The organism is Actinomadura kijaniata, assembly GCF_014138665.1.
Lineage (GTDB): Bacteria > Actinomycetota > Actinomycetes > Streptosporangiales > Streptosporangiaceae > Spirillospora > Spirillospora kijaniata.
In genome coordinates this window covers 145,269-170,134 of the sequence record NZ_JACJIA010000001.1, presented here as the reverse complement: position 1 = coordinate 170,134, position 24,866 = coordinate 145,269, and the positions used below count along the sequence as shown (strand labels likewise).

Annotated in this window: 23 protein-coding genes; 7 read left to right on the top strand and 16 right to left on the bottom strand. The window is 69.2% G+C overall.

Annotation, left to right across the window (positions count from 1 at the left end; translation table 11 throughout):
- The first annotated feature begins 7 nt into the window (after positions 1-7).
- From HNR61_RS00785 to HNR61_RS00765, 5 genes are all read left to right on the top strand, one after another.
- Entirely contained in the window at positions 8-553 is a 546-nt protein-coding gene (locus HNR61_RS00785; RefSeq protein WP_182841177.1) for an acyltransferase, read from the top strand.
- On the top strand, positions 550-1,674 hold the full coding sequence (locus HNR61_RS00780) for a DegT/DnrJ/EryC1/StrS family aminotransferase (RefSeq protein WP_182841176.1): 1,125 nt from the start codon (positions 550-552) through the stop codon (positions 1,672-1,674). Before HNR61_RS00785 ends, HNR61_RS00780 begins: the two co-directional genes overlap by 4 nt.
- On the top strand, positions 1,667-2,626 hold the full coding sequence (locus tag HNR61_RS00775) for a Gfo/Idh/MocA family protein (RefSeq protein ID WP_182841175.1): 960 nt from the start codon (positions 1,667-1,669) through the stop codon (positions 2,624-2,626). The genes HNR61_RS00780 and HNR61_RS00775 overlap by 8 nt, the downstream gene beginning before the upstream one ends.
- A complete protein-coding gene (locus tag HNR61_RS00770) occupies positions 2,619-3,551 on the top strand; it encodes a glycosyltransferase family 2 protein (RefSeq protein ID WP_067824755.1) in 933 nt (310 codons plus the stop codon). The genes HNR61_RS00775 and HNR61_RS00770 overlap by 8 nt, the downstream gene beginning before the upstream one ends.
- A gap of 109 nt (positions 3,552-3,660) precedes the next feature.
- Positions 3,661-5,451 (top strand): arabinofuranosyltransferase, encoded by a 1,791-nt coding sequence (locus HNR61_RS00765; protein ID WP_182841174.1) that lies wholly within the window; start codon positions 3,661-3,663, stop codon positions 5,449-5,451.
- Positions 5,452-5,462: 11 nt separating this feature from the next.
- Here HNR61_RS00765 and HNR61_RS00760 read toward each other — a convergent pair whose 3' ends face one another.
- From HNR61_RS00760 to HNR61_RS00690, 15 genes are all read right to left on the bottom strand, one after another.
- Positions 5,463-6,944, bottom strand: coding sequence for a hypothetical protein (locus HNR61_RS00760; protein ID WP_182841173.1), 1,482 nt, complete (start codon positions 6,942-6,944; stop codon positions 5,463-5,465).
- A gap of 13 nt (positions 6,945-6,957) precedes the next feature.
- Complete coding sequence (locus tag HNR61_RS00755) at positions 6,958-8,280, bottom strand: OmpA family protein (protein ID WP_182841172.1); 1,323 nt, start codon at positions 8,278-8,280, stop codon at positions 6,958-6,960.
- 366 nt (positions 8,281-8,646) lie between these two features.
- Positions 8,647-8,844: a hypothetical protein gene (locus HNR61_RS00750; RefSeq protein ID WP_182841171.1), complete on the bottom strand. Its 198-nt coding sequence runs from the start codon at positions 8,842-8,844 to the stop codon at positions 8,647-8,649.
- Positions 8,845-8,952: 108 nt separating this feature from the next.
- The gene (locus tag HNR61_RS00745) at positions 8,953-9,609 is read right to left on the bottom strand and encodes a response regulator transcription factor (RefSeq protein ID WP_182841170.1); all 657 of its coding nucleotides are present in this window, start codon (positions 9,607-9,609) and stop codon (positions 8,953-8,955) included.
- A complete protein-coding gene (locus HNR61_RS00740) occupies positions 9,606-10,745 on the bottom strand; it encodes a sensor histidine kinase (RefSeq protein ID WP_182841169.1) in 1,140 nt (379 codons plus the stop codon). The genes HNR61_RS00745 and HNR61_RS00740 overlap by 4 nt, the downstream gene beginning before the upstream one ends.
- Positions 10,746-10,797: 52 nt before the next feature.
- The gene (locus HNR61_RS49785) at positions 10,798-11,694 is read right to left on the bottom strand and encodes a type II secretion system F family protein (RefSeq protein ID WP_182841168.1); all 897 of its coding nucleotides are present in this window, start codon (positions 11,692-11,694) and stop codon (positions 10,798-10,800) included.
- Positions 11,691-12,617, bottom strand: a complete 927-nt coding sequence (locus tag HNR61_RS00730; protein ID WP_182841167.1) for a type II secretion system F family protein — start codon at positions 12,615-12,617, stop codon at positions 11,691-11,693. The genes HNR61_RS49785 and HNR61_RS00730 overlap by 4 nt, the downstream gene beginning before the upstream one ends.
- Positions 12,614-14,074 (bottom strand): TadA family conjugal transfer-associated ATPase, encoded by a 1,461-nt coding sequence (locus HNR61_RS00725; protein WP_182841166.1) that lies wholly within the window; start codon positions 14,072-14,074, stop codon positions 12,614-12,616. The genes HNR61_RS00730 and HNR61_RS00725 overlap by 4 nt, the downstream gene beginning before the upstream one ends.
- Before the next feature lies 1 nt (position 14,075).
- Positions 14,076-14,450 (bottom strand): TadE/TadG family type IV pilus assembly protein, encoded by a 375-nt coding sequence (locus tag HNR61_RS00720; protein ID WP_067830973.1) that lies wholly within the window; start codon positions 14,448-14,450, stop codon positions 14,076-14,078.
- Positions 14,451-14,458: 8 nt separating this feature from the next.
- Positions 14,459-14,914, bottom strand: coding sequence for a TadE/TadG family type IV pilus assembly protein (locus HNR61_RS00715; protein WP_182841165.1), 456 nt, complete (start codon positions 14,912-14,914; stop codon positions 14,459-14,461).
- A complete protein-coding gene (locus HNR61_RS00710; protein WP_182841164.1) occupies positions 14,911-16,119 on the bottom strand; it encodes a CpaE/TadZ family protein in 1,209 nt (402 codons plus the stop codon). Before HNR61_RS00710 ends, HNR61_RS00715 begins: the two co-directional genes overlap by 4 nt.
- Positions 16,116-16,817: a Flp pilus assembly protein CpaB gene (cpaB, locus tag HNR61_RS00705; RefSeq protein WP_067830966.1), complete on the bottom strand. Its 702-nt coding sequence runs from the start codon at positions 16,815-16,817 to the stop codon at positions 16,116-16,118. Before cpaB ends, HNR61_RS00710 begins: the two co-directional genes overlap by 4 nt.
- Before the next feature lie 61 nt (positions 16,818-16,878).
- Positions 16,879-18,414, bottom strand: coding sequence for a hypothetical protein (locus HNR61_RS00700; protein ID WP_182841163.1), 1,536 nt, complete (start codon positions 18,412-18,414; stop codon positions 16,879-16,881).
- A gap of 813 nt (positions 18,415-19,227) precedes the next feature.
- Positions 19,228-19,617: a hypothetical protein gene (locus HNR61_RS00695; RefSeq protein ID WP_182841162.1), complete on the bottom strand. Its 390-nt coding sequence runs from the start codon at positions 19,615-19,617 to the stop codon at positions 19,228-19,230.
- Between the two features lie 6 nt (positions 19,618-19,623).
- Positions 19,624-20,919, bottom strand: coding sequence for a polymorphic toxin-type HINT domain-containing protein (locus HNR61_RS00690; protein WP_182841161.1), 1,296 nt, complete (start codon positions 20,917-20,919; stop codon positions 19,624-19,626).
- Positions 20,920-21,406: 487 nt separating this feature from the next.
- Here HNR61_RS00690 and HNR61_RS00685 point away from each other — a divergent pair, with 487 nt between their 5' ends.
- Positions 21,407-22,081 carry a hypothetical protein gene (locus HNR61_RS00685; protein WP_182841160.1) on the top strand — a complete coding sequence of 225 codons (675 nt, stop codon included), beginning with the start codon at positions 21,407-21,409 and terminating at the stop codon, positions 22,079-22,081.
- Between the two features lie 6 nt (positions 22,082-22,087).
- Here the strand turns inward: HNR61_RS00685 and HNR61_RS00680 are convergent, their stop codons facing one another.
- Positions 22,088-22,984, bottom strand: a complete 897-nt coding sequence (locus HNR61_RS00680) for an SCO4651 family lipoprotein (protein WP_182841159.1) — start codon at positions 22,982-22,984, stop codon at positions 22,088-22,090.
- Positions 22,985-23,175: 191 nt separating this feature from the next.
- On the opposite strand from HNR61_RS00680, the gene HNR61_RS00675 reads away from it, so the two are divergent.
- A complete protein-coding gene (locus tag HNR61_RS00675; RefSeq protein WP_182841158.1) occupies positions 23,176-24,819 on the top strand; it encodes a polymorphic toxin-type HINT domain-containing protein in 1,644 nt (547 codons plus the stop codon).
- Positions 24,820-24,866 lie beyond the last annotated feature (47 nt).

The window sequence follows — 24,866 nt, the reverse complement described above, 5'->3', positions numbered from 1 at the left end:
TACCCAAATGACAGAATTCATCCACCCCACGGCGATCGTCGAGAGCGGCGCTCGCCTGGGCGCCGGCACAAGGGTCTGGCACCAGGCCCACGTCCGCGCGGGGGCCAGCATCGGCGAGAACTGCGTGCTCGGTAAGAACGTGTTCGTCGACAGCGGCGTCCGCATCGGCTCCGGTGTGAAGATCCAGAACAACGTCTCGGTCTACCGGGGCGTGGAGATCGCCGACGACGTCTTCGTCGGGCCGAGCGCCGTCTTCACCAACGACCTCCGGCCCCGCGCCTTCTCCCAGGACTGGACGGTGACCCCGACGTACGTGCGCCGCGGCGCCTCGATCGGCGCCAACGCCACCATCGTGTGCGGCGTCGAGATCGATGAGTACGCGCTGGTGGCGGCGGGCGCGGTCGTGACCCGGAGCGTGGCGGCGCACCAACTCGTGGCGGGGAATCCGGCCCGGCCTCTCGGCTGGGTCTGCCACTGCGCGCGGACCGTCGCGCGCACCCCCGACCCGCCCGCCGATCTCGTCTGCGCCGACTGCCGGGCGGACGGCGCATGAATCCGGGCGCGACCGGAACCCGGACCGTTCCCCTCACCTCGGTCGAGGTGGGCGAGGACGCGGAACGGCTCGTCCTCGAGGTCATGCGCTCGGGAATGCTCGCCCAGGGAACGATGGTCGCCCGGCTGGAGGATGCCTTCGCCCAGGTCATCGGAGTCGAGCACGTCGTGGCCGTCAGCAACGGCACCGTCGCGCTGACCGCCGCGCTCCGGGCGGCGGGCATCGGTCCCGGCGACGAGGTCATCACCACGGCCTTCAGCTTCAACGCCACCCTCAACGCGATCCTGGAGGTCGGCGCGGTCGCGCGGTTCGCCGACATAGGGCCGGACTGCACGATCGACCCCGACTCCGCCGCCGCGCTGGTCAACCCCCGCACCGCCGCCCTCATGCCGGTGCACCTCTACGGGGCACCCGCCGACATGACAGCGCTGACCGAACTGGCCCGGCGGCACGGACTGGCCGTCATCGAGGACGCCGCGCAGGCGCACGGGGCCTGCCACCGGGGCCGGGCCGTGGGATCGTTCGGGGTGGGAGCCTTCTCCCTCTACGGCACCAAGAACATCACCTGCGGCGAGGGCGGCCTGGTCACCACCGACGACGCCGCGCTGGCCGACCGGCTCCGGCTGCTGCGCAACCAGGGGATGCGACGCCGCTACGAGTACGAGGCCGTCGGCTACAACTGGCGGCTGACCGATCTGCAGGCCGCCGTCGCGGTGCCGCAGGTCGACCGGATCGCGACGATCCTCGAACGCAGGACCGCGCATGCCCGCACCCTGAACCGTGCCCTGGCCGACGTTCCCGGACTCGTGTTGCCGACCGAACCCCATGACGGCGTCCACGCCTGGCACCAGTACACCGTGCGCGTCACAGCCGAGGCCGGGGTCGGACGCGACGAACTCGGCGCCCGGCTGACCGAGGCCGGAGTGGGGCACGGCGTCTACTACCCACGGCTGATGTACGACCACGAGTGCTACCGGCAGCACCCGGGCGTCCGTCCCGACCCCGCGCCCCACGCCGCCGCAGCCTGTGCACAGGTGCTGTCGCTGCCGGTGCACCCCGGCCTCGACGAGCGCGATCTCGACCAGGTCGGCATGAGCGTACGGAGGGCCCTTGGTGCTTAAGCTCGGGATCGTCGGAGCCGGGATCATGGGGGCTCACCACTGCCGCATCGCCACCGCGCTACCCGACGTGGAGGTCGCCGCCGTCGTGGATCCCGACCCCCACCGCGGCCGGGCCCTCGCCGACCATGTGGGAGCCGTGTACGCCCCGACGATCGAGGCGCTGTTCGGCACCGTCCAGGCGGCGATCGTCGCCGCCCCCAGCGAGCACCACGCGGACATCGGGGTGGAGTTGCTCAGGGGTGACATCGACCTGCTGGTCGAGAAGCCCATCGCCACCACCCTGGAGGACGCCAAACGCCTGGTCGCCGCAGCGGACGAGCGGCGGCGCATCCTCATGATCGGCCATGTGGAGCGGTTCAACCCCGCGGTCGCGGAACTGCCGAGGCTGGTCGACGACCTCATCCACATCGACATCCGCCGGGTGGGTCCGTTCAGTCCCCGGGTCGACTCCGACGTGGTCCTCGACCTCATGATCCATGATCTGGATCTGGTCCGGACCCTGGTCGACGCCGATCTCGTCCGGGTGCACGCGCTGTCGCGCCGCGTGCACTCCAGTACCCAGGACTTCGCCGCGGTGCTGCTGCGTTTCGCCAACGGAGTCTCGGCCACCCTCACCGCCAGCCAGGCCAGCCAGACCAAGCAGCGGCAGATCGAACTCACCCAGCGCGGGAACGTCGTCGTCGCCGACCTGCTCCACCGACAGGTGACGGTGCACCGCGTGGAACACGCCGAGTTCGTGGACGAGGACGGCCCGCGCTACCGGCAGAACAGCGTGATCGAGATCCCCTATCTCGACGGTTCCGGCGAGCCGCTGGCCCGCGAACAACGCCACTTCGTCAGGTGCGTCCGGGAGCGGACCGCCCCCCTGGTGTCAGGGGCCGACGGTCTGGCCGCGCTCGAACTGGCGCTGCGTGTCCGTGACGAATCCCTGCGGGAGGAACTCGGTGTATAAGGGGCTGACCGTCACCGCCGTGGTTCCGGCGTACAACGAGGAAGTGCTCATCGCCAAGACGATCTCGACCATGCCCGAGATCGTCGACCACATCGTGGTGGTGGACGACGCCTCCACCGACGAGACCGCCAAACGCGTCGCGGAGGTCGGAGATCCCCGGGTCACCCTGGTCCGGCACGACGCCAACACCGGGGTGGGCGGCGCCATCGTGACCGGCCACCGGGTGACGCTGGAGTCGGACTCCGACGTCAACGTGGTCATGGCGGGTGACGCCCAGATGGACCCCGACTACCTGCCGGCTCTGCTGGACCCCATCGCCGACGACGGCTACGGGTTCACCAAGGCCAACCGCTTCTTCGCCCGCTCGGGGCTGACCGGGATGCCGTTGAACCGGCTGCTGGGCAGCACTGTGCTGTCGTTCGCCACCAAGCTGGCCAGCGGCTACTGGAACCTTTTCGATCCGCAGAACGGCTACACCGCGATCACTCGGGAGTCGCTGTCGCGGATCCCCCTCGACCGGCTCGCCACCGGCTACGCGTTCGAGAACGACCTGTTGATCTGGCTGAACATCGCCGGTGTCCGGGCCAAGGACGTCCCGATCCCCGCCGTCTACGGCCAGGAGGTCTCCGGAATGCGCCTCCACCGCGTGGTACCGCAGATCAGCAGGCTTCTGGTGTTCGGTTTCTGGCGGCGGATACTGCGCAGGTACGTGGTGCCCTCCTTCTCCCCCATCGCCCTGATGCTCTTCACCGGCCTGTTCCTGTGCGCTGTGGGAACGGTCGTGGGGATCTGGGTGTCCCTGCACAGCCTGGGCACGGCCACCGCGAGCGCCGGCAGTGTCCTGCTCGCCGTGGGCCCGCTGCTGGTGGGGATCAACATGCTGGTCCACGCGCTCACCCTCGATATCCAGGCCACCCCGGACTGACCTGATGGCCGTCGAGACAGGCCCGCTCCCAGCTGATCCACCCGGCGGTCGGGCACAGTGGCCCACAGCCGCACGAGCCGCCCTGCTGACATGGCTGGTCACCGTCCCGGTGGCCTTCGTGCTACCGGACCGGCTGGCGCTCGACCCGTTCCGGAGCCAGGACGCCCAGCTCCCGCTGACCGTCCTGGTCTTCACCGCGTTGCCGCTGCTGGCGGTCGCGACCCGATGGCGCGGTCCGGCCCTGGTGGGAGCCGTCGCGGGGCTGCTCGCGTCCTTCGCCGCCCTGGTGCTGCGTGCAGCGCTGTCGGGAACGCCCTTCGGCTACGGGGGCGCCCAGGGCGACGCCGGCCGGATCACCGCGATGGCGACCCGCTACACCGCGACCTGGGCGAGCAGCGACGGCATCTCCGGCGAAGTGCCCTCCGAGTACCCGCCGCTCTTCCCTTACCTCCTCGGCAAGGCCGCGCTGCTGCTCGACACGCCCGCCTGGCGGTTGCTCGGCCCCGCCCAGTGCCTGACCGTCTCGACCGCCGTCGTCGTCGCGTTCGTGCTGTGGTCGCGGGTGACGGCACCGCCCACGGCACTGGTGATCAGCGCGTTGGCCCCGCTGGCCCTGGGCATCCCGAGCAAGGCCCACGAGATCCTCGCGCTGGCGATCTTCGTGCCGCTGGTGCTGTTGACGATCGCCGCTCCGCCGCGTGACCGGCTGGGCTGGCTCCCCGCCGGACTGCTGGCGTCGGTGATGTGCCTCAGCTACCACGCCTACCTGGTCTTCACCGCGGCGGGCCTCGTCCCGCTGGTCTGGTGGACCTGGCGAACGGCACCCGACCGTCGTGGCCACCTGCGCTACCTGGCCCGTGTCACCGTCACGCTGGCCGTCCTGACCTCCTGGTACACGATCCCCTACCTGTGGGCGATGGCCCACGGCGGGCAGCAGGTCGGCGACATGTACGACAGTGACCGCCTGTCGCAGAACCCCTTCCCCTTCCTGGAACCGGGCCTGGACGGGGCGCTTCAGGCGGGCGGACTCCTCGGCCTGCTGTGGTACAGCAGGTCCGCGTGGTGGGCCCGGCCGCTGCTGGCCCTCGTCGCCGGCGCCTACGCCTACCAGGCGGTGGGCATGCTGCGGTGGACGTTGACCGGGCACAGCGGGCTCTACTACTACACGCTGCCGCTGATCAAAGCGGTCCTGACGGCCGGTCTGGTCCTGAGCGCCGCGACGGTGCTCCCCCGGTCCCGACCCCGGATCCGGCCCGTCCTCGGCGTCACGGCGGCGACCGTGGCCGTGTTGTTCGCCGGGTTCACCTTCTGGCTGTACTGGATGCCCGCAGGTCCCTGGTCCAGAGCCGCCAACGGCACGGAAACCTGGGCGGCCAGGAACGAACTGGCCGTTCAGGCGCACGTTCAGCCGCTCCCTGACGGAAGGCTGCCCAGGTACGGTGTCGGTGTCCCCGTCCCGCAGGGCGTGACCGTTCCAGTCGGCGAATGGCGGTACCTTCCCGTCGCCGACATCGAACGGGCCGTACGGCGGACCCGGCCCGACGACGCGCTACCGCGCACCGTTTCCTTCGACGAGCAGGTCTTCGCCTTCCTGCCATGGCGGGGCTACCTGGGAGTCGACCGGATCGGCGCGAACGGGCCGCTGCGCTGGGACGACCGGCACCGCACGTTGCGGACGCTCGCCGGGACCACCGACCCGGCGGCTTTCGCCCGGACCTCGGCGCGCACCGCGTTCGGCTCGATCGACGTGTTCGTGCTCCGCCGCGAGGGCTCCGACCTGGTCTGGAAGGGGCTGATGGTGCCCGACACCCTGAGGTTCCGCAAGGAGCAGTTCGCTTCCGGGTCCTTCGTCGTCACCGAGCTGGCCGCCGACACCACCGTCGCCGTCCGCCGTCCCTGAGCCGGACCGGGTCAGGAACGGGCGAAGACGACGGCCTGGTCGTCCCGGTGGACGGCCCGCCAGCCGGACGTCCCTTCCAGCAGCGACACGAGTGGCGTGTCCCTCGGCCATACCACGACGTCGAGAGCGTACTTGTCGAGGATCCGCGACCAGGAGGGTTTGCCCTTCGACAGCCGCGTGTAGTCGTGGACCAGGCCGGTCGGGTACATGTCGTAGCGGTCGTCGAGGAAGACGCGCTGCCGGGGCCAGTACGCGTGGATGACATAACCGCCCCACTCGTCGGTGGTCAGCAGCCGCCGCCCCAGCAGCCCCTGCCGCTCCACGGCCGCCATCGCCCGTACGGGGTAGCGCTGGTCGAGCGCGAAGTCCGGCGCACGCAGCCCCTGGCCGACCATCTGCGCTCCCAGCAGGACGATCGCCCCGAGCAGCAGAAGATTGGCCGGTCCGCGGCGCGCGACCCGCGGCTCCGTCACCGCCACCAGCCGGGCGAGCACGGGCAGGGCGATCAGCGGAGCCAGCAGGATGTTGCGCTGCGCCCACAACCCCAGCAGGAGGAACGGCACGGCCACCAACAGATCACGGCGGTCAGGGCGGCGGCGGGCCGAAGCGACCACCACGACGAAGACCGCGAGGAAGGCGGCGAACGCCACCCCCTGCATGGAACGGAAGTCCGGAGAGCCCCACTCGACGATGTTCTCCATCGCGTCGCCCCGGGCGAGCAGTTCCACCGGGAACGTGACCAGGCTGACGCCGTACGGGTTGAGGAAGCACGCCGCGAAGCCGATGAGGCCGCCCAATGCCAGGGCGCGTTCCCGCCCTTGTACGGGCGGCCGTCCGTCCAGCCAGGAACCCGCCAGACACAGGCCGAGATAGACGAAGCCGAGCGCGAAACTGCCGTGCAGATTCGCCCACAGCCACATCACGAGTGGGATGACCAGCAACGGACGGCGTCCTGGCCGTGAGTCCGGAACCTCGACCGTCCACAGCAGCGCGACCGCGGCGGCGAGCCCCAGGAGCAGGGGCCTGCTCGACCACAGCGTGAACGAGACCCCCACGGCCACCGTGGCCAGGAGCGCGGCGCGCACCGGAGCACGGGTCAGCCGGAGCGCCAGCCCCAGAGCGGACAGCGCGATCAGGGCTCCGAGGGCCGCCTGCGACAGCCGGATGCCCATCGGCCCCGCCAGCTCGTCGAGGCCCGCGTACAGGACCTCGGCGAGCCAGGACTGGGCCACCCAGCGTTCACCCTGCGCGCTGAAGGAGAAGGGGTCCTCCCGGGGCACGCCGTTCTGGAGGATCCAGTGCCCGGTCCGCAGATGCCACAGGAAGGAGTTGTCCTGGAGCGGCCGGAGACCCACACCGAAGGTCACCGCGACGAGGGCCGCGCCCACGAGCACGGTCGCGCCCGGGACGCGTCCCGGGCGCGACCGTGGCTCCGCGAAGTCGCTCTGGTCCGGCTCCTTCCGCGCCGCGTCATCGGTGGCAGTCGAACTCACGGGGAGGCGCCGGTCAGCCGATGGGGAGGTTGGTGATCGGTTTGAAGCCGGGGACCTCGACGGTGAGGCTGGTGACCTCGGCGGGCACCTTGAACATCCCCCACAAGGTGTACTCCTCGTCCTTGACCACCTCGTAGTCGCCCAGCGGCATGCCGACCATCAGGGGGCCGACCGCCAGCCGGTCGGTGTCGCGCACCAGCCGGTACCGGGCGGCCGGCGTGGACAGCACGACCCCTTCGGTACTGGACTTCAGATACGTCCCCCGATAGTCCTCAAAGGCGGTCCAGATGTTCATCTTCTTGGCCGGATCGTCGTTGCGGACCGTCCAGACCAGTGACACATACCCATCGGCATCACGCTTGAGCTCATCGATGCGCACCTGTCCCTTGGCCGGCCAGGAGTTCTCGTGGGCAACGGGCGGCGCGCCGACCGGCGCGGTCCCCAACGGCCGACCCGAGGCCGCCGGCGCGGCACCGGGGGACGGGGTGGCCGGGGCGGGGGGCTTGGGACGGTCGAAGGAGATGGTGACCCGCCGGTTGGTCTGGCGCCCGGCGGCGTTGTCGTTGGTGGCGATGGGCTTGCCAGAACCATGGCCCTGGGTCTGGTAGGTGACGCCGGTGCGGGTGACCAGCTTCTCCAGCGCCGCCTTGACGCTGTCGGCCCGCCGCTGCGACAGCGGCTGGTTGATGGCGTCGGTGCCGCTGTTGTCGGTGTGACCGTCGATCTTGACGGTCGAGCCCGGCGACTGGTCGATCTTGGCCGCCACCTCCTTCAGCACCGCCTGGGCCTTGTCGTTCAGATCGGCCTTGTTCACCGCGAACACCACATCCGAGGACAGCCGCACGCTGAGCTGCTTGCCGTCGTCGTCCTGGGACTTGACCGGATCGTCCACCGTGTTGACCAGCGGGCGGATCCGGGACTTCCAGGTGGGGGCGTTCACATCGGCCTTGGCGGTGGCCGTCACCGGAAGCATCTCGGCAGGGCGGCTGCCGAGCGGCACGTCCAGGAACACCGGCGCGGTGGGGAACACCACGTCCATGGTGGTCACCTGGGCCGGGGGCGCGGGGAAGGCCGCCACCACATCCAACGTGCCGCCCGGCGCGATGGGCATCGCCCCCCGGGTGCACAGGCAGCCCGCATAGGGGTCCGACAGCGGGAAGTGCCGGTTGCCGTTGACCGAGTCGACCAGCGACAGCGCCGAGGCGGCGTTCTGGTCCAGCAGGTTGTCCAGCGCCGGCGCCTTCAGCATCGTGTCCACCTTGTACTCGGCGGCGGTGGTGTTGTGCAGGCGCCAGCGCGCCACCACCACGGTGGGCGTCACCCGATCCAGAGCCATCAGATCGAGCTTGGTCCCCGGCAGACCCATCGACCGCGACCGCAGGGGAGGCTGGTTGGGATCGAACGACTTACCCGTACCGGCCGACGCACTCGTCGGGGGCCTCGACTCCGTACCCTTCTTCCCGCCGCCATCGTCACTGCACCCGGCCAAGATGAGAACCGTGGCAGCGGTGATGGTTCCAAGCTTCCGAGCGGAAGTCACGTCAACGACCCTCCACGCACTGAACCGACTTCTTTGCGATCTTTTCGACAGGGCACCGTACAATGCGCAAAGCACGGCGACAAGGGGGAACCGGATCCGGTTCCCCCTTGTCGCCGTGCTTTGCGTCCCGGCGCCGTCCGGCCTCTCGGCCGTTCAAGCAGGTCAGGAGGCCTTCGGCTGGGTGCTGGTCACCCTGTCGATGCCGGTGCCGATGCCGTTCGCGATCTTCTGGCCGATGCCCGACACCGCAATCGCGCCCAGAATGGCGGCGATGAGGATGATGACCGCGATGTAGGAAACCGCGCCCTCTCCCCGGTCCGACTTCGCCATCTCGCGACGGGTACGAATTTCGAGGTCCATTTCTCCGCACTCCCCTTTTCGGCTCATCCTCACGCCATTCAAGGTACGGAATCGGGGAGCACCCCCCCAGGGCCCGAAGGCCCAAGATGGACCCACCTTCAAGACCCATCACCGGTCCCCCACCGCCGTGCCCAGCCACCGCGCTATGGCCGCCGCGCGGTTCTCCACGGCGAGTTTGGCGAAGATCCGGTTGACGTGGTTCTTCACGGTCTTCTCCGTGAGGAACAGAGCGCCGGCGATCTCCCGGTTGGCCCGTCCCTGGGCGATCAGGTCCATCACCTCGACCTCCCGGGCGGACAGGCCGTACTTGTCGCGGTCACCGTTGCGCGGACCGGGCTTGGCCGGTTCCTTCACCGCGTCCATCAGGGCGGTGATGGCGACCTGGGAGAGCGGGTTGCCGGTACCGGCGGCGGCGTCGCGCACCGCCGCGGCCAGCTCGTCGACGCCGAAGGTGCCGTGCACCAGATAGCCGCTGGCACCGCCGCGCACGGCCGCGCGGATGACCTCAGGGTCGTCGGTGTAGGTGAGCATGAGCACCTTTGTGATCTTGCTCAGGGTCTGCACGGCGGTCACCCCGTCCAGCAACGGCATGCGCACGTCCAGCAGGACCAAGTCCGGCCGGTGCAGTTCCGTGAGTTCGATGGCCCGCCTGCCGTCCGCCGCCTCGGCCAGGACCCGCGCGACGCCGGTCGCCTCCAGCAACGAGACCAGGCCCGAACGGACCACCGGATTGTCGTCGGCCACCACGACCTTAACCAGACTCATGCCATCTCCAGATATGACGTCGGCACCTCGGCACCGGTGGATGCCGGAATGGTCACCGTGACGGTGGTCCCTTCGCCGGGCTGTGATCTCACGCTGAGCACGGCTCCCGCGTGAAGCGCGCGTTCCTGCATGCCGATGACCCCGTAATGGCCCGCCTGGGCGAGGACGTCCACATCTTCAGGCATCGTGAAGCCACGGCCGTCGTCGGCGACTGTCAGGGTCACCGACTCCCCTTCCCGTGCCAGCCGCACCCGGACCATGGAGGCGTCCGCATGCCGCTTCACGTTCTCCAGCGCCTCCCTGAGGATCGACACGACCTCGTGCCGGTCGCGGACAGGCAGGTCGATCTCCGGGTCCGCGTCCACCTCGGCCGTCGTTCCCGTGTCGTCCGCCCAGGTGGACACGGTCTGCGTCAGCACGTCGGCGAGCGACAACCGCACGATGTCGGTCCGCAGCTCGGCGATCAGCTCCCGGACCTCCCGAGCGGCGATCTCGGCCGCCGCGACGATCCTCCTGGCCTCCTCGCAGGCGCGCTCGGGCGAGTTGGTCACCCAGGTCGGCAGCGCCGTCGCCGCCATCGAGATCCCCCGCAGGGTCTTGGCCAGCGAGTCGTGCATCTCCCGGGCGAGGCGGGTGCGTTCCTCGGCCGCGGCCGCGGCGACCTCCGCCCGGTGGCGGGCCTCGTCGGCGATGGTGAACTCGTCGAAGAGGCGACGCAACGCCGTTCCCACGAATCCGCCGACGAAGTAGAACAGCGGCATGCCGACCGCGGTCTGGAAGGTGGTGACCCACTCCGAGTCAGCCGCGGCGGTGTAGTAGAGCAGCACCTGAAGCGGGCAGATGAGCAGCGTGCCCGTCCACTGGTAGAGCAGACCCGCCAGGGTCGAGGTGATGACGGTGACCAGGAAGAAGGGACCGAGCACCCCGCCCACTTCGAGCGCGGCGTACGCCACCAGCGAATCCAGGGCCAGCAGGATGGGATACTCCAGGAGCCTGGGTACGATCTCCCGCCATCCGAACAGCGCCAGCGCGGACAGCACCCCGACGCAGGCGAGCATGATCAGGGCCGCGGGGGTCCGCCTCTCCTCGGGGATCAGCAGCAGAGCGACCGCCGAGGCGAGCACCCGCACCTGCATGAGCAGCCGGAAGGTGCCGCCCAGCCGGGCCCCGGAGAGTCCGCTCAGCGGATCACGGGCCGAGGACACCGCTGCCCCCCGCGTTCATGCCGAAGTACAGCGCCGCCAGGATCAGCATCAGCATGCCGGGGACCATCATGAACGTGGTGATCATCGTGATCTTGGGCTCGGCGCGCTGCGCCCTCCGGCGCGCCAGCTGCGCGGCCTCACGGCGCATGTCGATGCTGATATCCGCCAGGGCGTTGGCCAGCGGCGCGCCGAGTTCCTCCGCCTGGAGGATCGCCGTCACGAAGCTCGACAACTGATCACTGTTGTTGCGGGCCCGCAGATCCTCGAAAGCCTGCCTGAACGGAGTTCCCATGTCCATCTGCCGCAGCGTGGTCATCATCTCCTGGGCGAGGGCGCCCGGCATGCTCTCGGCCACCCGGCTGAGCGCCTGCCGGAAGCTGAGGCCCGCCGTGACCGTCACCGCCAGCACGTCCAGGAAGTCGGGCAGACTCTTCTGGATCTCCTGCTGACGCTCCTGGGACAGGTTCCACAGCACGATGTCGGTCTGGAACCAGCCCATCGCGAACAGCGCCACGGCGATGAACAGCTGGTCGGACAGCAGCATGACCACGCCGACCGAGCCGAGCAGCACGAAGGTGCCGGCCTTGTTGCGGGCATACCCCTCCACCGTCAGGCCGTAGGGGCGGCCCGCACGCTCGATGCGGCGGTTCAGCTTGCCGCGCGCCGCCGGGCTCATCGTGCGCAGCAGTATCGAGGTGAACGGTCCGGCGAACGGCTCGGCGACCCCGCCCAGCGGCCCGAAACCCTTGCTCTTGGGCTTCTTGACGAGCCCCACCAGTTCCTCGCTGCCCACCTGCGCTCCGGTGGCCCGCAGATGGAAACCCCAGACGAACAGCAGGAAGAACAGCGCGGCGGCGGCGGAGAGCGCGAGGGCGATCACAGGTCGATCCTTGTCATCCGGCGGATGATGAGCAGAGCCCCGGCGAACAGGCTCATGGAGATGAGCAGGACGAGCTGCCCGATCAGGGAGCCGGTCATCCGGTCCACCGCGCCCGGGCTGAGGAAGGCGATGCCGAACAGCGTCGCCATGCCCATGGTGAAGATCGCCCACCCGGCGGCCACCGACTCACCGACGATGGTCTTGACCTCGCGCCGGGTCTCCTTGCGCTGTTCGAGCGTGTCGGAGATGTTGCGCAGGGAGGTGATCAGCGAACCACCGGAACGGGAGGCCACGGCCAGGGTGCTCACCAGGACGCCCAGTTCCCGGGACGGCAGCCGGTCCCGCAGTTCGGTCATCGCGTCGTCGAACGCCTGGCCGAGACGCAGCGCCTCGGCGGTGCGCGTCAGTTCGGTGCGCGCGGGATCGTCGAGTTCCTCCGCCGCCATTTCCAGTGCGGTGCGGATGGACAGCCCGGCCGCCGCCGCGTTGGACAGGACGCGGGCGAGCTCGGGCAGCTGCCCGATGAACTCCTCCACCCGCCGGCTCTCCTGCTGGCGCAGGAAGCCGAAGAACGCCAGGCCGACGCCGACGGCGGTGACGATGCCGAGGAACAGCGACAGCACCTGGCTGAGCAACAGCGCGATGGCCACGGCCGCACCGGTCATCGTCAGCACGAAGATCGACAGCCGCACGCGCAGACCCGACGCGGCGATCCGCCGGTTGATCTGCCGCCCGATGGTGGTCCGGCGCAGGCGCGCGTCCCACCGGTCGAGCCGCGTCGCCATCTTCCGCTCGTTGAAGCCGCGGGAGCCTCGGGCGGCCTGCTCGCGCTGCTGGTCGAGGCCCATGCCGAACTGCCAGATGCCGAGGATGGCGATGACCAGGGTGACGAACAGCGACAACAGGACGATCGGATAGCTCATGAGGTTCCTCCTGCCGGACCCGTGCCGTTCGTCGACGAACCGCCCAGCGAGGGAGGCGGCGCCGTCGGCCGGCCCGGGGAGGCCGTGCCGTTCGGGAACGGCCCGGGCGCCCTGGGCGGCGGCCCCTGGGGTGCGGGTGGCTGGCCGGGCGGCGCGGGTGGAGCCGCGTCGCCGCCGAACACCTGCGGCACCGCCTCGCCCGAGAACACCAGCTTGTGGATGAGATCCCGGGGCAGCTCCTGGTAGACGTAACGGCCCCGCACCACCCGGTCCAGGCCGATGGGCTCGGGCTCGAAACGCACGATCGACGTGAGCCTGATGGCCTCGCGTCGTCCGGAGGCCACCACCGCGACCTCGCCGACCCGGCGGGATCCGTCCAGCGCACGGTCCAGGAAGACCACCGCGTGCACGGCGTTGTTGATCTGGTCCCGGATCGCGTCGTAGGGGATCTTCACCTCGCTCATCGAGGCCAGTGTCTCGATGCGGTAGATGGTGTCCTCGGCCGAGTTGGCGTGCACGGTCACCATCGAGCCGTCGTGACCGGTGTTCATCGCCTGGAGCATGTCGAGGGTCTCCGGGCCACGGACCTCACCGACGATCACCCGGTCGGGGCGCATGCGCAGCGCGTTGCGGACCAGGTCGCGGATCGTGATGGCGCCCTCACCCTCGATGTTGGCCGGGCGCGACTCCAGCCGGATGACGTGGTCCTGCTGGAGCTGGAGTTCGGCGGAGTCCTCGATCGTCACGATGCGTTCGCTGCCCGGAACGAACCCCGACAACGCGTTGAGGAACGTCGTTTTACCGGTACCGGTACCGCCCGCGATGACGATGTTGAGCCGGGCCCTGACGAACGCGGCCAGCAGCATCGCCGTGTAGTGGTCCAGGGCGCCCATGCTCACCAGCTCGTCCATCCGGAATGCCCGGGGGAAACGCCGGATCGTCAGCACGGGGCCGACCAGCGACAGCGGCGGGACGATGACGTTGACGCGCTCGCCCGTCGGCAGTCGCGCGTCCACCATCGGGCTGGACTCGTCCACGCGGCGGTTGACCTGCGCCACGATCCGGTCGATGGTCTGGTAGAGCTGGGCCTCGCTGGCGAAGCCCATGTCGAGGCGGGTCAGCCTGCCCAGACGCTCGATGTAGACGCTGTCCGGGCCGTTGACCATGATCTCGGTGACGGACGGGTCGGCGAGCAGCGGTTCCAGCACCCCCAGGCCGAGGGCCTCGTCCACGATGCGACGGACGAGCAGGGACCGTTCCCTGGCCGACAGCACCGGGCCCTCGCGCGTGAGGATGTGCCCGATGACCTTCTCCAGGCGGGCGCGGCGCTGCGCCATGTCCAGCCGTGCGAGATCGTCGAGGTTGACCTCCTCCAGCAGCCGCTGCCGCCAGTGCCCGATACTCGGACCCACCTGCTGCTGCTCGGTACCGCTCTCTCTGCGGTTCTTCAGTCCCATGTCATCCCACCGGCATCTCTACACGCCGCCGAACGGTGATGTTCAGGTGCAGTCCGTCGGCGATCAGTGGCACCTTGGCCCGGACCGTGCAGCGGACCGCGTCGCCGGTCAGCGCCTCGACGGTGACCTCGGAGTCGGTGATCACATCGGGCAGCGCGGCCTGGGCGGCGCGGGTTCCAGGACCGTTCTTGGTGGTCGGCTCGTTCAGCGCGACACCGTGCATCGAGGCGACCCGGGCGCCCGTGCGGGTGGCGTTCTCGACCTGTTCGACGGTGGCGAAAGCGGTGTAGGCCTCGTAGGAACAGAAGATCGCGCCCAGGACGAACCCGATCCAGGCCATGAACTCGACCGCGGCAGCCCCCTCGTCACTGCGCATCCGGCGTCTCACCCCTTCCCCTCGTAGACGACCCTGGCCCGGTGGCTGACGGTGATCGGCAGGTTGAGGCCCTCGAAGACCAGCGGTGGTTTGATCGACACACGGACGTAGCCGCAGTCGGGGTCACGCGGGCCAGCGCCGTCACACTGCGCGCCCACGGGATATTTCACCTTGAAGTTCTCGTCGTCGGCGAAGCTGCCGACGACCCGCTTCCGCGCGGCTTCCCGCACTTCCTCCTGGTCGCCGCCGACGGCGGCGACCCGTGCGCCCTCGTTCGCGGAGTGGGTCGTGTAGCTCATCGACCACCCGATCAGGAACGCCTCCCAGACCGCGACGAACACGAGCAGGATGAACGGGAGCATGCCGGTGAACTCGACGACCTGGCCGCGGTCGCGTTCCGACCTCGGCAGTTCGGGCCAGAAACCCCAGCGGCGCCGGGGACGTTGACGGGCGCCTCGACTCATCGCGCCCCCGCCTTGATCCGTTTGCCGCCCCCGTCGGCCGGCTCTCCGTCGACAATGCCGAGTTCACCGGCGAGTTGCAGGACCGCCTTGCGGAAGGCGTCGTCCTCCACCTTGCTCAGCGACGCGTTGTTGATCGCCTTCTCCAGCGCGCGGAACGCCGGGGGAATGGTGGTCTTGGCCAGGGGGAGCCCGAGGATCCGGGCGGCGAAGTCGGGCTGGATCTCGTTCTTCCGGGTCTGCCGGGTCAGCACCGCGACGACCTCCTCGCCTTTGCGTGCTTCAAGCCGTGCCCACAGCCGGACCATGCGTTTGGCCGAGCGCAGGCTCGGCAGGTCCGGCGTCACCGTGAGGGCGACCTTGTCCGCCAGTTCGACGGCGGTGACGGTGCCCTCGGTCATGAACGTCCCGCAGTCCACGATCACCGTGTCGTAGCGAGAACGCAGTGCGCCGAGGATCTGCCGGGCGGCGAGCGCGGTCACGTCCTCGGCCTGCTCCGCCTCCACCGGGGCCAGCAGCACGTGCGGCCCGTCGGGGTGGACGAACAGCGTGTCGGCCAGCATCGACCCGGTGATCTCACCGGCGACCTCGACCAGGTCGGCGATGGTGCGCCGGTGCACCATGTCGAGGTAGCTGGGGACGTCCCCCGACTGCAGGTCCATGTCCACCAGGCAGACCGAGCGGTTCTTCTTGGCCGCCGCGGTCAACGCGAGCTGCACCGCGAGGGTGGTCGTTCCGGTTCCGCCCTTGGATCCGGCGACCACGACGATGCGGCCGCGCCGTCCACCGACGGTCTCGGCCTGCCCGCCGCCGATCCACCGGCTGATGCCGCGCGCCCACTCCGCCGCCGTGGACAGCCGGGTCTGCAGTTCCTCCAGGCTCGGCTGCCGTGACAGCACACCGCGCGCGCCCGCTTCGAGGGCACGGGTGAGGACGTTCTCGTCCACCGACGTGCTGAGCAGCACCGCCGCGCAGTTGGGACGGCGCATCGAGATCTCGCGGACCAGGTCGTGCGCGGGCGTCGGCCCGATGTTCTCGTCGATCAGAACGATGTCGAGATCGTGCTCGGTGGCGACCAGTCCCAGCGCCTCGTTGGAGTTCCTTCCGACCCCGACCAGCTCGAAGTCCGGCATCTCACCCATGACGGCGCGGAAGGCCGAGAAGAGTTCCTGGTCGTCACTGGCCAGCAGGATCTTGATGTCGTTCATTTGCCCACCGTGGGAGTCTGGCAGAGCTGGTTCGCCGGAGGCCTGGGGTCCTGCTGGCCGCCGACCAGGGCGAGGCGCAGCTTGCGGGAGAACGCCTCGGCGTAGGTCAGCCGCAGCGTCTCGTCACCGGTCAGCGCGAACGTCACCGGCAGCGCGCCGCTGGTCACCCCGCCACCGCCGCTCTGCTGCTGCGCCCTGTCGTTGGTCACCTGCCGCTCCGGTCCAACATTGATCACCTGGACACGGCTGAGGATGCGGACCGCACAGGGTCCGCTCCGGGAACCGGCGACCGACTCGAAGGTGCTGTAGACGTCGACGATCGATCCGTTGACGACCTTGCCGGCCACACCGGTCTCAGCGTCGATCATCACGGCGATCTCCCGCTGCCCGGGGCGCAGCGCGGGCCTGTCCTGGAGCATGCCCTGCTGCAGGTAGGCGCCGGTGGGGATGCGACCCGCGGCCACCTTGTTCTGGAGGTCGGCCAGCTGGGTGACGAACGCGTTGGTGGCCCACTTCTTGGGGATCTGCACCTCGCGCACCGCCGCGGCGGCGATCGGCTGGAACGCCTCCACGTCCGTCTGGATCTGCAAGACGGTGGTCATCTCGCCGACGGCCGCGTTCGCGTCGGCCTGGACCCTGCCGACGTAGCCGATGACCGAGACGAAAACGAACACGGCCCCAAGGGCCGCCACGACCATCAAGAGCACACCACGTCGTTGGCGGGGGTTCATCTTGCTCCGTTCCTACAAGGGCGTCAGGTCATCGAGGCCGTATCGCCCGGAACTCGATCGTCCCGGTGCGAAGCTCCTCGTGGCTGTCAGGGGCGGGAGGGTCTGTGGGGTCGGACGGCGGTTCCGCGCCCTCGGTTCCCTCCGGTTCGGAGGGAGGTCGCGGCTCCTGATGAGGAGGACGCGCGGGCGCGGCCGAAGGTTTGACGAGTGAGGGCCGCGCCGGTTGGGGGCCGTTGCCGCCTTCGGAGGTCTGCGGGGCGGGCTGGGGCCTGGTCACCGGTGCCTCCGGAAACCGTGTCCCCTCCTGGGGGTTCCGCGGGGCCGCCGGAGCGGGCCGGGGCGGGTCTCCTCGGGGAGGGACGACGGGTTGCGGCTCGGGCACCGGCGCCGACAGGGGCGTGGGCGCGGACAGCGGCACAGGCTCCGGCGCGGCGGGAGCGGGAGCAGGAGGTCGGAACCCGGCCTCGGGCGGGCGTGCGGGCTCAGCCGGAGGCCAGACCGGCGCGTTCCCGGGGTGAGGCTGCGGAGCCTGCTGGGGGGCGGGAGGCCCCTGCGGAGGGGCCATGGGTTGAGGCGCGACCGCGGGTGTGGGCGCCGGCCGGGGCGGGACCGCGGGCTGGGGCGGCGCGGGCGCGGACGTCGGTCCGGGCGCCGGCGCGGGCTGGGCGTGTCCCGTCGGGTTCGCAAGCCCTGCCGGAGCCGCGGGTGTGGCAGGCGCGGCCGGTCGGGGGTGCGCGGTGTCGGTCCCGGGCTGGACGCAGCCGCAGAAGGCACAGATCGCCAGGGCGGTCGGCTCCTCGCACCAGGAGCAGGGCCTGCAGCGCGTCATCTGGATCACCTGCTGGAGATCATTCCGGTGACCGCTGAAAGCGACGAACTCGGTGTACTTCTTGGTGCCCCAGTACTGGGTGCTGAGCGGCTGCTCGTTGACGAGGGTCAGGGACGTGGCGCGCGCCGCGGGTCCGAGCTTGTTCTGCAGCCAGTCCCTGTCGCCGTTCTGGTCGGAGGCGAGAACGAGAACGGGATCGAGGGGGAGGTGACCGATATCGGCCACCGGCTGCGCCGAGGTGATCCGATGCACGGTGGTGCCCATGCCGGCCAACACCATGAAGCCGCTCCCCGGCATGTAGGAGAGCATGTGCTGGCCCAGTCCGGTCCTGCCGTGTTCCAGCTTGGCGACGCTGTTGAGCCAGGCACCCGCGCGGACGCGCATGGCCAACGTCGGCGCGATACTGGCCAGCACCCCTGCCCTGACGTAAGGCGCCAGGAACGTCATCTGGTCCGCCACCACAGAGAAGGCGAGCGGTGGCAGATCCAGCGGAACGCGGGCGATGCGGTCGGTGCCGAGCAGGAAGCGAGCCTGCCGCACCAGCTTCACCGCCGCGTCGGACCGCCAGCTCGGGTGCAGGACCAGCACGGCTCCTCGCTGCTGCAACGCGTACGTCATCTGGTCCAGGAAGGCCAGCGACGAGGCGGCGTCCGCCGTCTCCCCGATCCGCGGCGCGAGCGACTTGGAGATGATGCCGGTCCCGGGGAAGTCCCCAACGATCACAATGGCGGTCATGCGCACTCCTGGGCCGGTACTGGCCTCACGTGCATGTCCTTCCCCGTTTTTCACTGTGACGTCAAAACAGCGCCAAGCATCCAATAAGCCCTGCAGGGCGCGAAGACGATAACGGCCTTCCACGCCCCGGATCAAGCCCTTATCCCATGAGCATCAAAACGCCCATAAGGGAATATATCGGACGACATTCCGCCGGCACCGTGCGGTCACGGCCCGCCTCCCCGTCGACGACACCGCGCCGCGCTCGTCACAGCTCCCATCACGCACGCAGCCAACCCCCGTGAGGGCATTGCACCATCCGCAACACCGGAAGAACAGGGCCCTAGGGCCCAAAGTTGGACCAATCACCCAGGATCACCATCTCACCCATCGACCAGCCAAGGCCCGCCGCCCCCTGCCACCCGCGGTCCATGAACCCGACCGCGCGCACCATCGAGCCGAGCACCGTTCAGACGGTCACCGGCGACGCCGGGTTCCCACGGGATCCGTCGTCCGCACGCGACCGGAACCGCCACAGTCCGGCGGCACGGCCAGGCGGCTTGCTCGGGGCGGTGGCACCAACGCCCGCCGAGGGCCAGGACCGTGCGATCAGTCGTGAGGCGATCGATCCGGTCGCGCGACGCGAGCCCACCGCCGTTCGCCCCTCGGACGGGGACCCGGAAAGCCCGACACCCCCTTCTCAAGGCGTTCGGCCAGGTTCTCGCCTGCGACACGCCGAAGCGCTCGGCCTTGCATCGACGTCAGCTCCGGCTTGTCGATCTGGCAGGTGGCAGGGCCTCGGCGGTCGGCACCGGGAGCCCGGAAACCGGCGGCCTACGTTTTCGATAGAGCGGAAATTCCGCCCAGCGCAAGGGTGAAAAGCCGAGCAAGCGCCTTCCGAACATCAGGATCCCGATCGAGCCGTTCCAGTGAACGGAACCTCGCCGGATCAAGGTCGATCGTGGTGATTCCACCGGCGGTTCCGCCGGCCGCGCTGGCAAACAGCACGAGGCACCGGTAGGCCCGTACCTCCCCTTCGCGCTCCTCCCTCATCAGCGACTGGAGGAGGACGGAATCCTCCTTGACCTGGCTGCGGAGCGCGGCCACAGACGACCACCGAGTGGCCCAGCCCCGGCTCTCCGCCTCGGCCTGGATCTCAAGGAGCGCATCGAAACCGATCCGGCACACGCGGAAGTCGGGATCGGTTGGGTGAATGATGGCCACGCAGCGTCACTCCCCGCCATAGACCTCGATACGGACTTCCGTGTTCGGGTCGATGCGCCCGTCCCTGATCCTCCTGAGGAGCTCATCCATCCGGTGATGCCCTCCGAGGATCTGACCGTCTCGCGAGACGAGGATCCCGTCGCCCTCTTCAGCGTTGTTGATCGAGTCCAGGAGTTCCTCGTTGCTCAATTCCTCGTGATACCACTGGGACGCCGGGTCCCGGGTCGACTGGCCCTCAGTGTACTTGTCGACCAGATCGCTGGCCTTCTCCGTACGCGTCGAGAAGCAACCGTTTCCGGAGTTGTGCACCAATACCGGCGTGCCACCCGCGAGCACGTAATAGGTGTGCAGGTCGGCGACGGTCAGGTTGTAGACGCGTGCGACGCGTTCCCGGCGGTGCTTGGCCAGCACCAGCGCGCGACCGCCATCCGTGCCGCTCAGCGCGTCGCCGGGGAGGAGGTCGTCCGCGTCGATCCAGGCGGCGGCCCCGTTCACCCAGAAGGGGTGGCCAGAGGTGGCGGTGACACGCGCGTTCGGTCCGCCGGGCACGCCGTCCAGGTCGATGATGAGGCCGACCAGGTGTTTGTGGCCCTGACCGGCGATGAGGCGGGTGACCGTCCGGGCTCCTGCCCGGCCGGTGGCGGGGTCCGCGGCCAGGACCGCGTCGCCGACGCGGACGCGTTCGATGGGCCTTCGTGTCCCGTCGGCCATCAGCACCGGCGTTCCGGCGACGAAGCTGTTGCCGGGCTGCGGGACCGTGCAGGCCGTGGAAGCGCGTTTCCTGGCGTTCTTCCGGGCGTCGCGAGCCTTTTCCAGGCGGCGTTTGAGGTCCAGGAACCGGTCGATGAGTTTAACGATCTTGGGGATGGACTTCAGCAGTTTGCCGATCTTGCCCCACGGGACGATGCCCACCAGGGCCCACAGGCAGTCGCTGAAGTTGGGCTTCTCGACGCATTTGATGATGTCGCCGGCCAGGAAGTCCAACCCCAGCTTGCCGATCTCCTTCAGAAGATCGAAGTTGTTCCACTCGTTCTCCAGGGCCTCGGCGTCCTGGTTGGCCTTCTTCAGCCCCTCCAGCGCCTCGCGGTACTCGCGCTGCTGGGGGGTTTCCTGGCCGGGCGGTACCGAGGTCGGCTGCCCCGAGGGGACCGCCTCCTGGGATCGGGGGCCCTGGCCAGTGGGTTTGTCGCAGTTCTTGTCGCCGGTGACCCGGCAGATGCCGGCGTTGATCCCAGCGGTGATCTTCTCGGGGATCGCCACCACGGTCACCGCGGCCAGCACGGCGCCGATCAGCACGATCACCGCCAGATACGACAGTGATCCCTCGCCCCGCTCCCCCAGACGCCGCAACACCCGTCAGCTCCGCTCGGTCGGCACCCCGAACGGGCAGTCAAGCGGCTGCGGCGCCTTCGGAACAGGGCCCGAAGACCCAAAGGCGGCCCTTATCCGCATTGTCACTCAACGGCCACCGTGCGGTATATAGCTCATCAGCCCTCCCGCGCACAGGAAGCCGTCAGCCGTTCGCCGGAAAGATCCGACCACGTCGGAGCGCGCCTCCGGCACGATGAAACCGCTCGAACCGCCGTAGGTTCTGGTCGCCTTTCTTCCGCACGTCCTACGCTTCGCCCTGGCGAGTCACTGACCGTGATGTGCTCCGGAACAGAGCATGGAGCCCTGAAAACAGCTTTCAGCTCCATGAGTTGTTATTTGCCGCACAAGCCGTGAAGTTCGCCGATGTGCGCTGCTAGCGTGTCCCGTCCGCATTGATCGTGATTGGTGAGGAGTCAGGATGCTTCGTCGTGTGGCCGCGTTCTGCGTGATGGGCGGTGTCGCCTCGGCGGTGCTGACAGGGTGCGGCGATGACGCCAAGGCCCCGGGGACGAAGCCCACCGGGAGCGCGGCCGGCGGCACCGCCGTCCCGCCCGCCACCACTCCGTCCGAACAGGCCCTCGGAGGCTCCCGGCTCGGCGGGGCCGCCGCGGGGGTCACGTTGCAGTTGCCCGCCGGATGGAAGGAGGTCGATCCGACGACCGACACCTCCGAGGTCGTGCGGACCACGTTCCGGCTCACCGGGGACCTGGGCGAGCTGACCAAGCAGCTCATGGGCCAGCAGAAGAAGCAGGGCATCGTCTTCGCGATCGACTCCTCGGTCACCTCCGGGCTCGCGCCCCACCTGTCCGCCGGATGCGACCGGGGCGGGACGATCGGCGCGTCGATGGAGCAGCTGAAGGCCAAGACGCAGGCCATGCACAAGGGCGCGCGGATCACCGACCTGACGGTCGGCGGGCGTCCCGCGTTCAAGGCGGCCTACACCAGCGCGGGCAGGGACGGTGTCACCACCGACGAGGTGACCGTGCGCGTCCCCATGGGCGACAACCGGTTCTGCTTCGTGGACCTCGCCGCCGAGCAGGGCTCGCTGCCCGCGCAGACCGAGCAGGTCCTGGCCTCGTTCAAGGTTTCCTGACGCCGGTCAGGAACCTATGAGGTGCACCTTGTCGGCAGGGGGCACCGTGATGGACACCGGGTCGCCCCACTGCCGGTAGGTCACCGACTGGCGGACGTTCATGCCCTGCGGCGTGGCCAGTCCCGCCTCGAACTTGCGGGGCAGCCCCTTGTCGTCCACCCACAGCGTCCAGCCGATCTCCTTGAGCCCGAGCCCGGTCAGCGCCTCGACGCCCTTGTCGCCGCCCTTCAGGTCGGCGGTCTTGGTGGTGCCCTGGTAACGGCGTGTCGGCGTCCCGTCGACGGTCTCGCTCGTCGGCTCGCCCTTGAACGTCCCGTGGCGCACGACGGTCAGCCCGGTGTCGGCGGACAGTTCGCCGAGCGTCCTCTCCACCTGGTCGACCAGGCTGGTCAGCAGCTTGGCGAACGGCCCGAGCTCGGGGTTGCTCGCGTCCTGCCGGGACAGCCGCACCCAGGGCTTTCCGGGACGCTGCTCCTGCCCGTCGACACGGGTGTAGATGACGCCGCCGCTGACGACCGCCTCGGTGGTGCTCGGCTCGTCGGGATCCTTGTCGACGATCATCAACTGGGCCTCGGGCGGGGAGGCGTTGGTCCGCAACTGCACGACGGTCTGTTCCTGGACGCCGTCGGAGCCCTGGCCGCCGTTGGTGGTGAGCTGGGCGCGGACGGTCCCGGCGGCCTTCACCTGCCGGGCGACCAGGTCGACGAGCGGTCCGGGCTGCGCGGGCAGGGAGACCGCCCCCAGCCGCGCCGCGGGTGTCGGAGCGGGACGCTGCGGCGCGACGGCCGTCCTCTCCGCCTTGGCCGCCGGGCCGCCCTGCTGCTGGGGCTTCTCCTCGCCGGTGCAACCCGCCACCCCGGCAGTGAGGAACAACGCACCGAGAACCGCCGTGACACGCCTCATGGGCGGAGCTTAAAGGGGTGATCGCCCCGCCATCACCGTCGGGTGTCCGATTTGGGCCTGTTTTTGGGCCCGTGGGCCCGTGCCGGGATATTGCTCCACCGTTTTGATCGCCTTTGGGCGATGTGAAACGGGGTGGAGGGATGCGGCCGCGTCCGGGGGACCGTGGTGAGGGGTCGCTGTCGTATCTGACGGTGATCTTGTTGGTCGGGGCGGTGCTGGCCGCGGTGACGGTGGTGGCGATTCCCGAGCAGATCTCGGCGGGCATCCGCGCGGGCATCTGCCGGGTCACCGGCGACAAGAACTGCGACAAGCCGGGAAGCAAGCCCGGCTCACCGAACCCGGGCGCCAGCCCGACCAACCAGCAGGCCTCGGTACCGCCCGGCCAGGAGGCCCCCGAGCAGCGCGAGTACCGCGAGGCCCTGGACGCGCTGAACAAGGCCGACCTGGACCTGAAGCAGCTCGAAAAGGAGTGGAACGAGTTCGATCTTCTGAAGGAGATCGGCAAGCTGGGGCTGGACTTCCTGGCCGGCGACATCATCAAATGCGTCGAGAAGCCCAACTTCAGCGACTGCCTGTGGGCCCTGGTGGGCATCATCCCGTGGGGCAAGATCGGCAAACTGCTGAAGTCCATCCCCAAGATCGTCAAACTCATCGACCGGTTCCTGGACCTCAAACGCCGCCTGGACAAGGCCCGCAACGCCCGCAAGAACGCCCAGAAACGCCTCGACGACGCACTGGACGCCTGCAAGAAGAAGGCTCCCAACAGCTTCGTCGCCGGAACACCGGTCCTGATGGCCGACGGCACGCGAAAACCCATCGAACGCGTCCGCGTCGGCGACCTGGTGTGGGCCACCGACCCCGTCACCGGACACGCCGGTTCCCGCAAGGTCACTCACCTCATCACCGGTGAGGGCCGCAAGCACCTGGTCGACCTCACCATCGACCTCGACGGCGAACTGGGCGGACCGAACGCGCGCATCACCGCCACCGCCGAACACCCCTTCTGGGTCCCGGACGCCGACGCCTGGATCCACGCGCGGGGCCTGGTCCCCACCGACCGGCTCCACACCCCCGACGGCCGCCGCACCCTCGTCCTGAGGACCGAACACCGCAAGCGGACCACGCGGGTCCACAACCTCACCGTCGAGGGCCTGCACACCTACTACGTCACCGCCCGCTCCGTCCCGGTCCTGGTCCACAACGAGAACCCCGACCCGAACGCCTGCCAGGTCGGAACGCCCAAGGGCGACGACCCGCCGGGCGTGGGCGACACGCCGCTCACCGGGGGCACCAAGGACGACCCCGTCAAGTTCACCTACGAGAGTCCCGCCAAGGACCTCGCCGGCCGCGCCAAGCCCGACGCCGACGAGCTGGAAGAACTCCAGCACTACAAGAACTACCCCTCCGGTTCCGAAGAGCACATGCTGGCCCGCTGGAAGCACTACAAGGGCAAGCTCTCGTGGGAGAAGTGGCGCAACAACTACATCGCCAACCAGGCCAACCGCCACAAGGGCAAGGTCTTCGAAGACGAGTTCTTCAAGAGGAACGGATTCAAGGCGGAAGACGGGTGGGTTCAGAACCACAAGGCCAACACCAATTCCGGCGATCGCGACCTGGATCTCGCCAACCCCGCGAAGAAGATCGGGTACGAGCTGAAGTCCGGAAAGTTCAAATACAGCCAGAAGGACATCGACAAGGAGATCGAACTCATCAAGCAGGGGTGGACCAGGGTCTACGTGTTCGCCGTGCCTCCGAGCGCCAATGTGATCAAAAAACTCGAGGCCGCAGGCATCAAGGTCAAGATCTGGTACGCTGAAGGGTCTGTCGCCCCCTAGTGGACGTATGGCGACGACTCCCCAGCCTTCACCACCCGGGACATCGG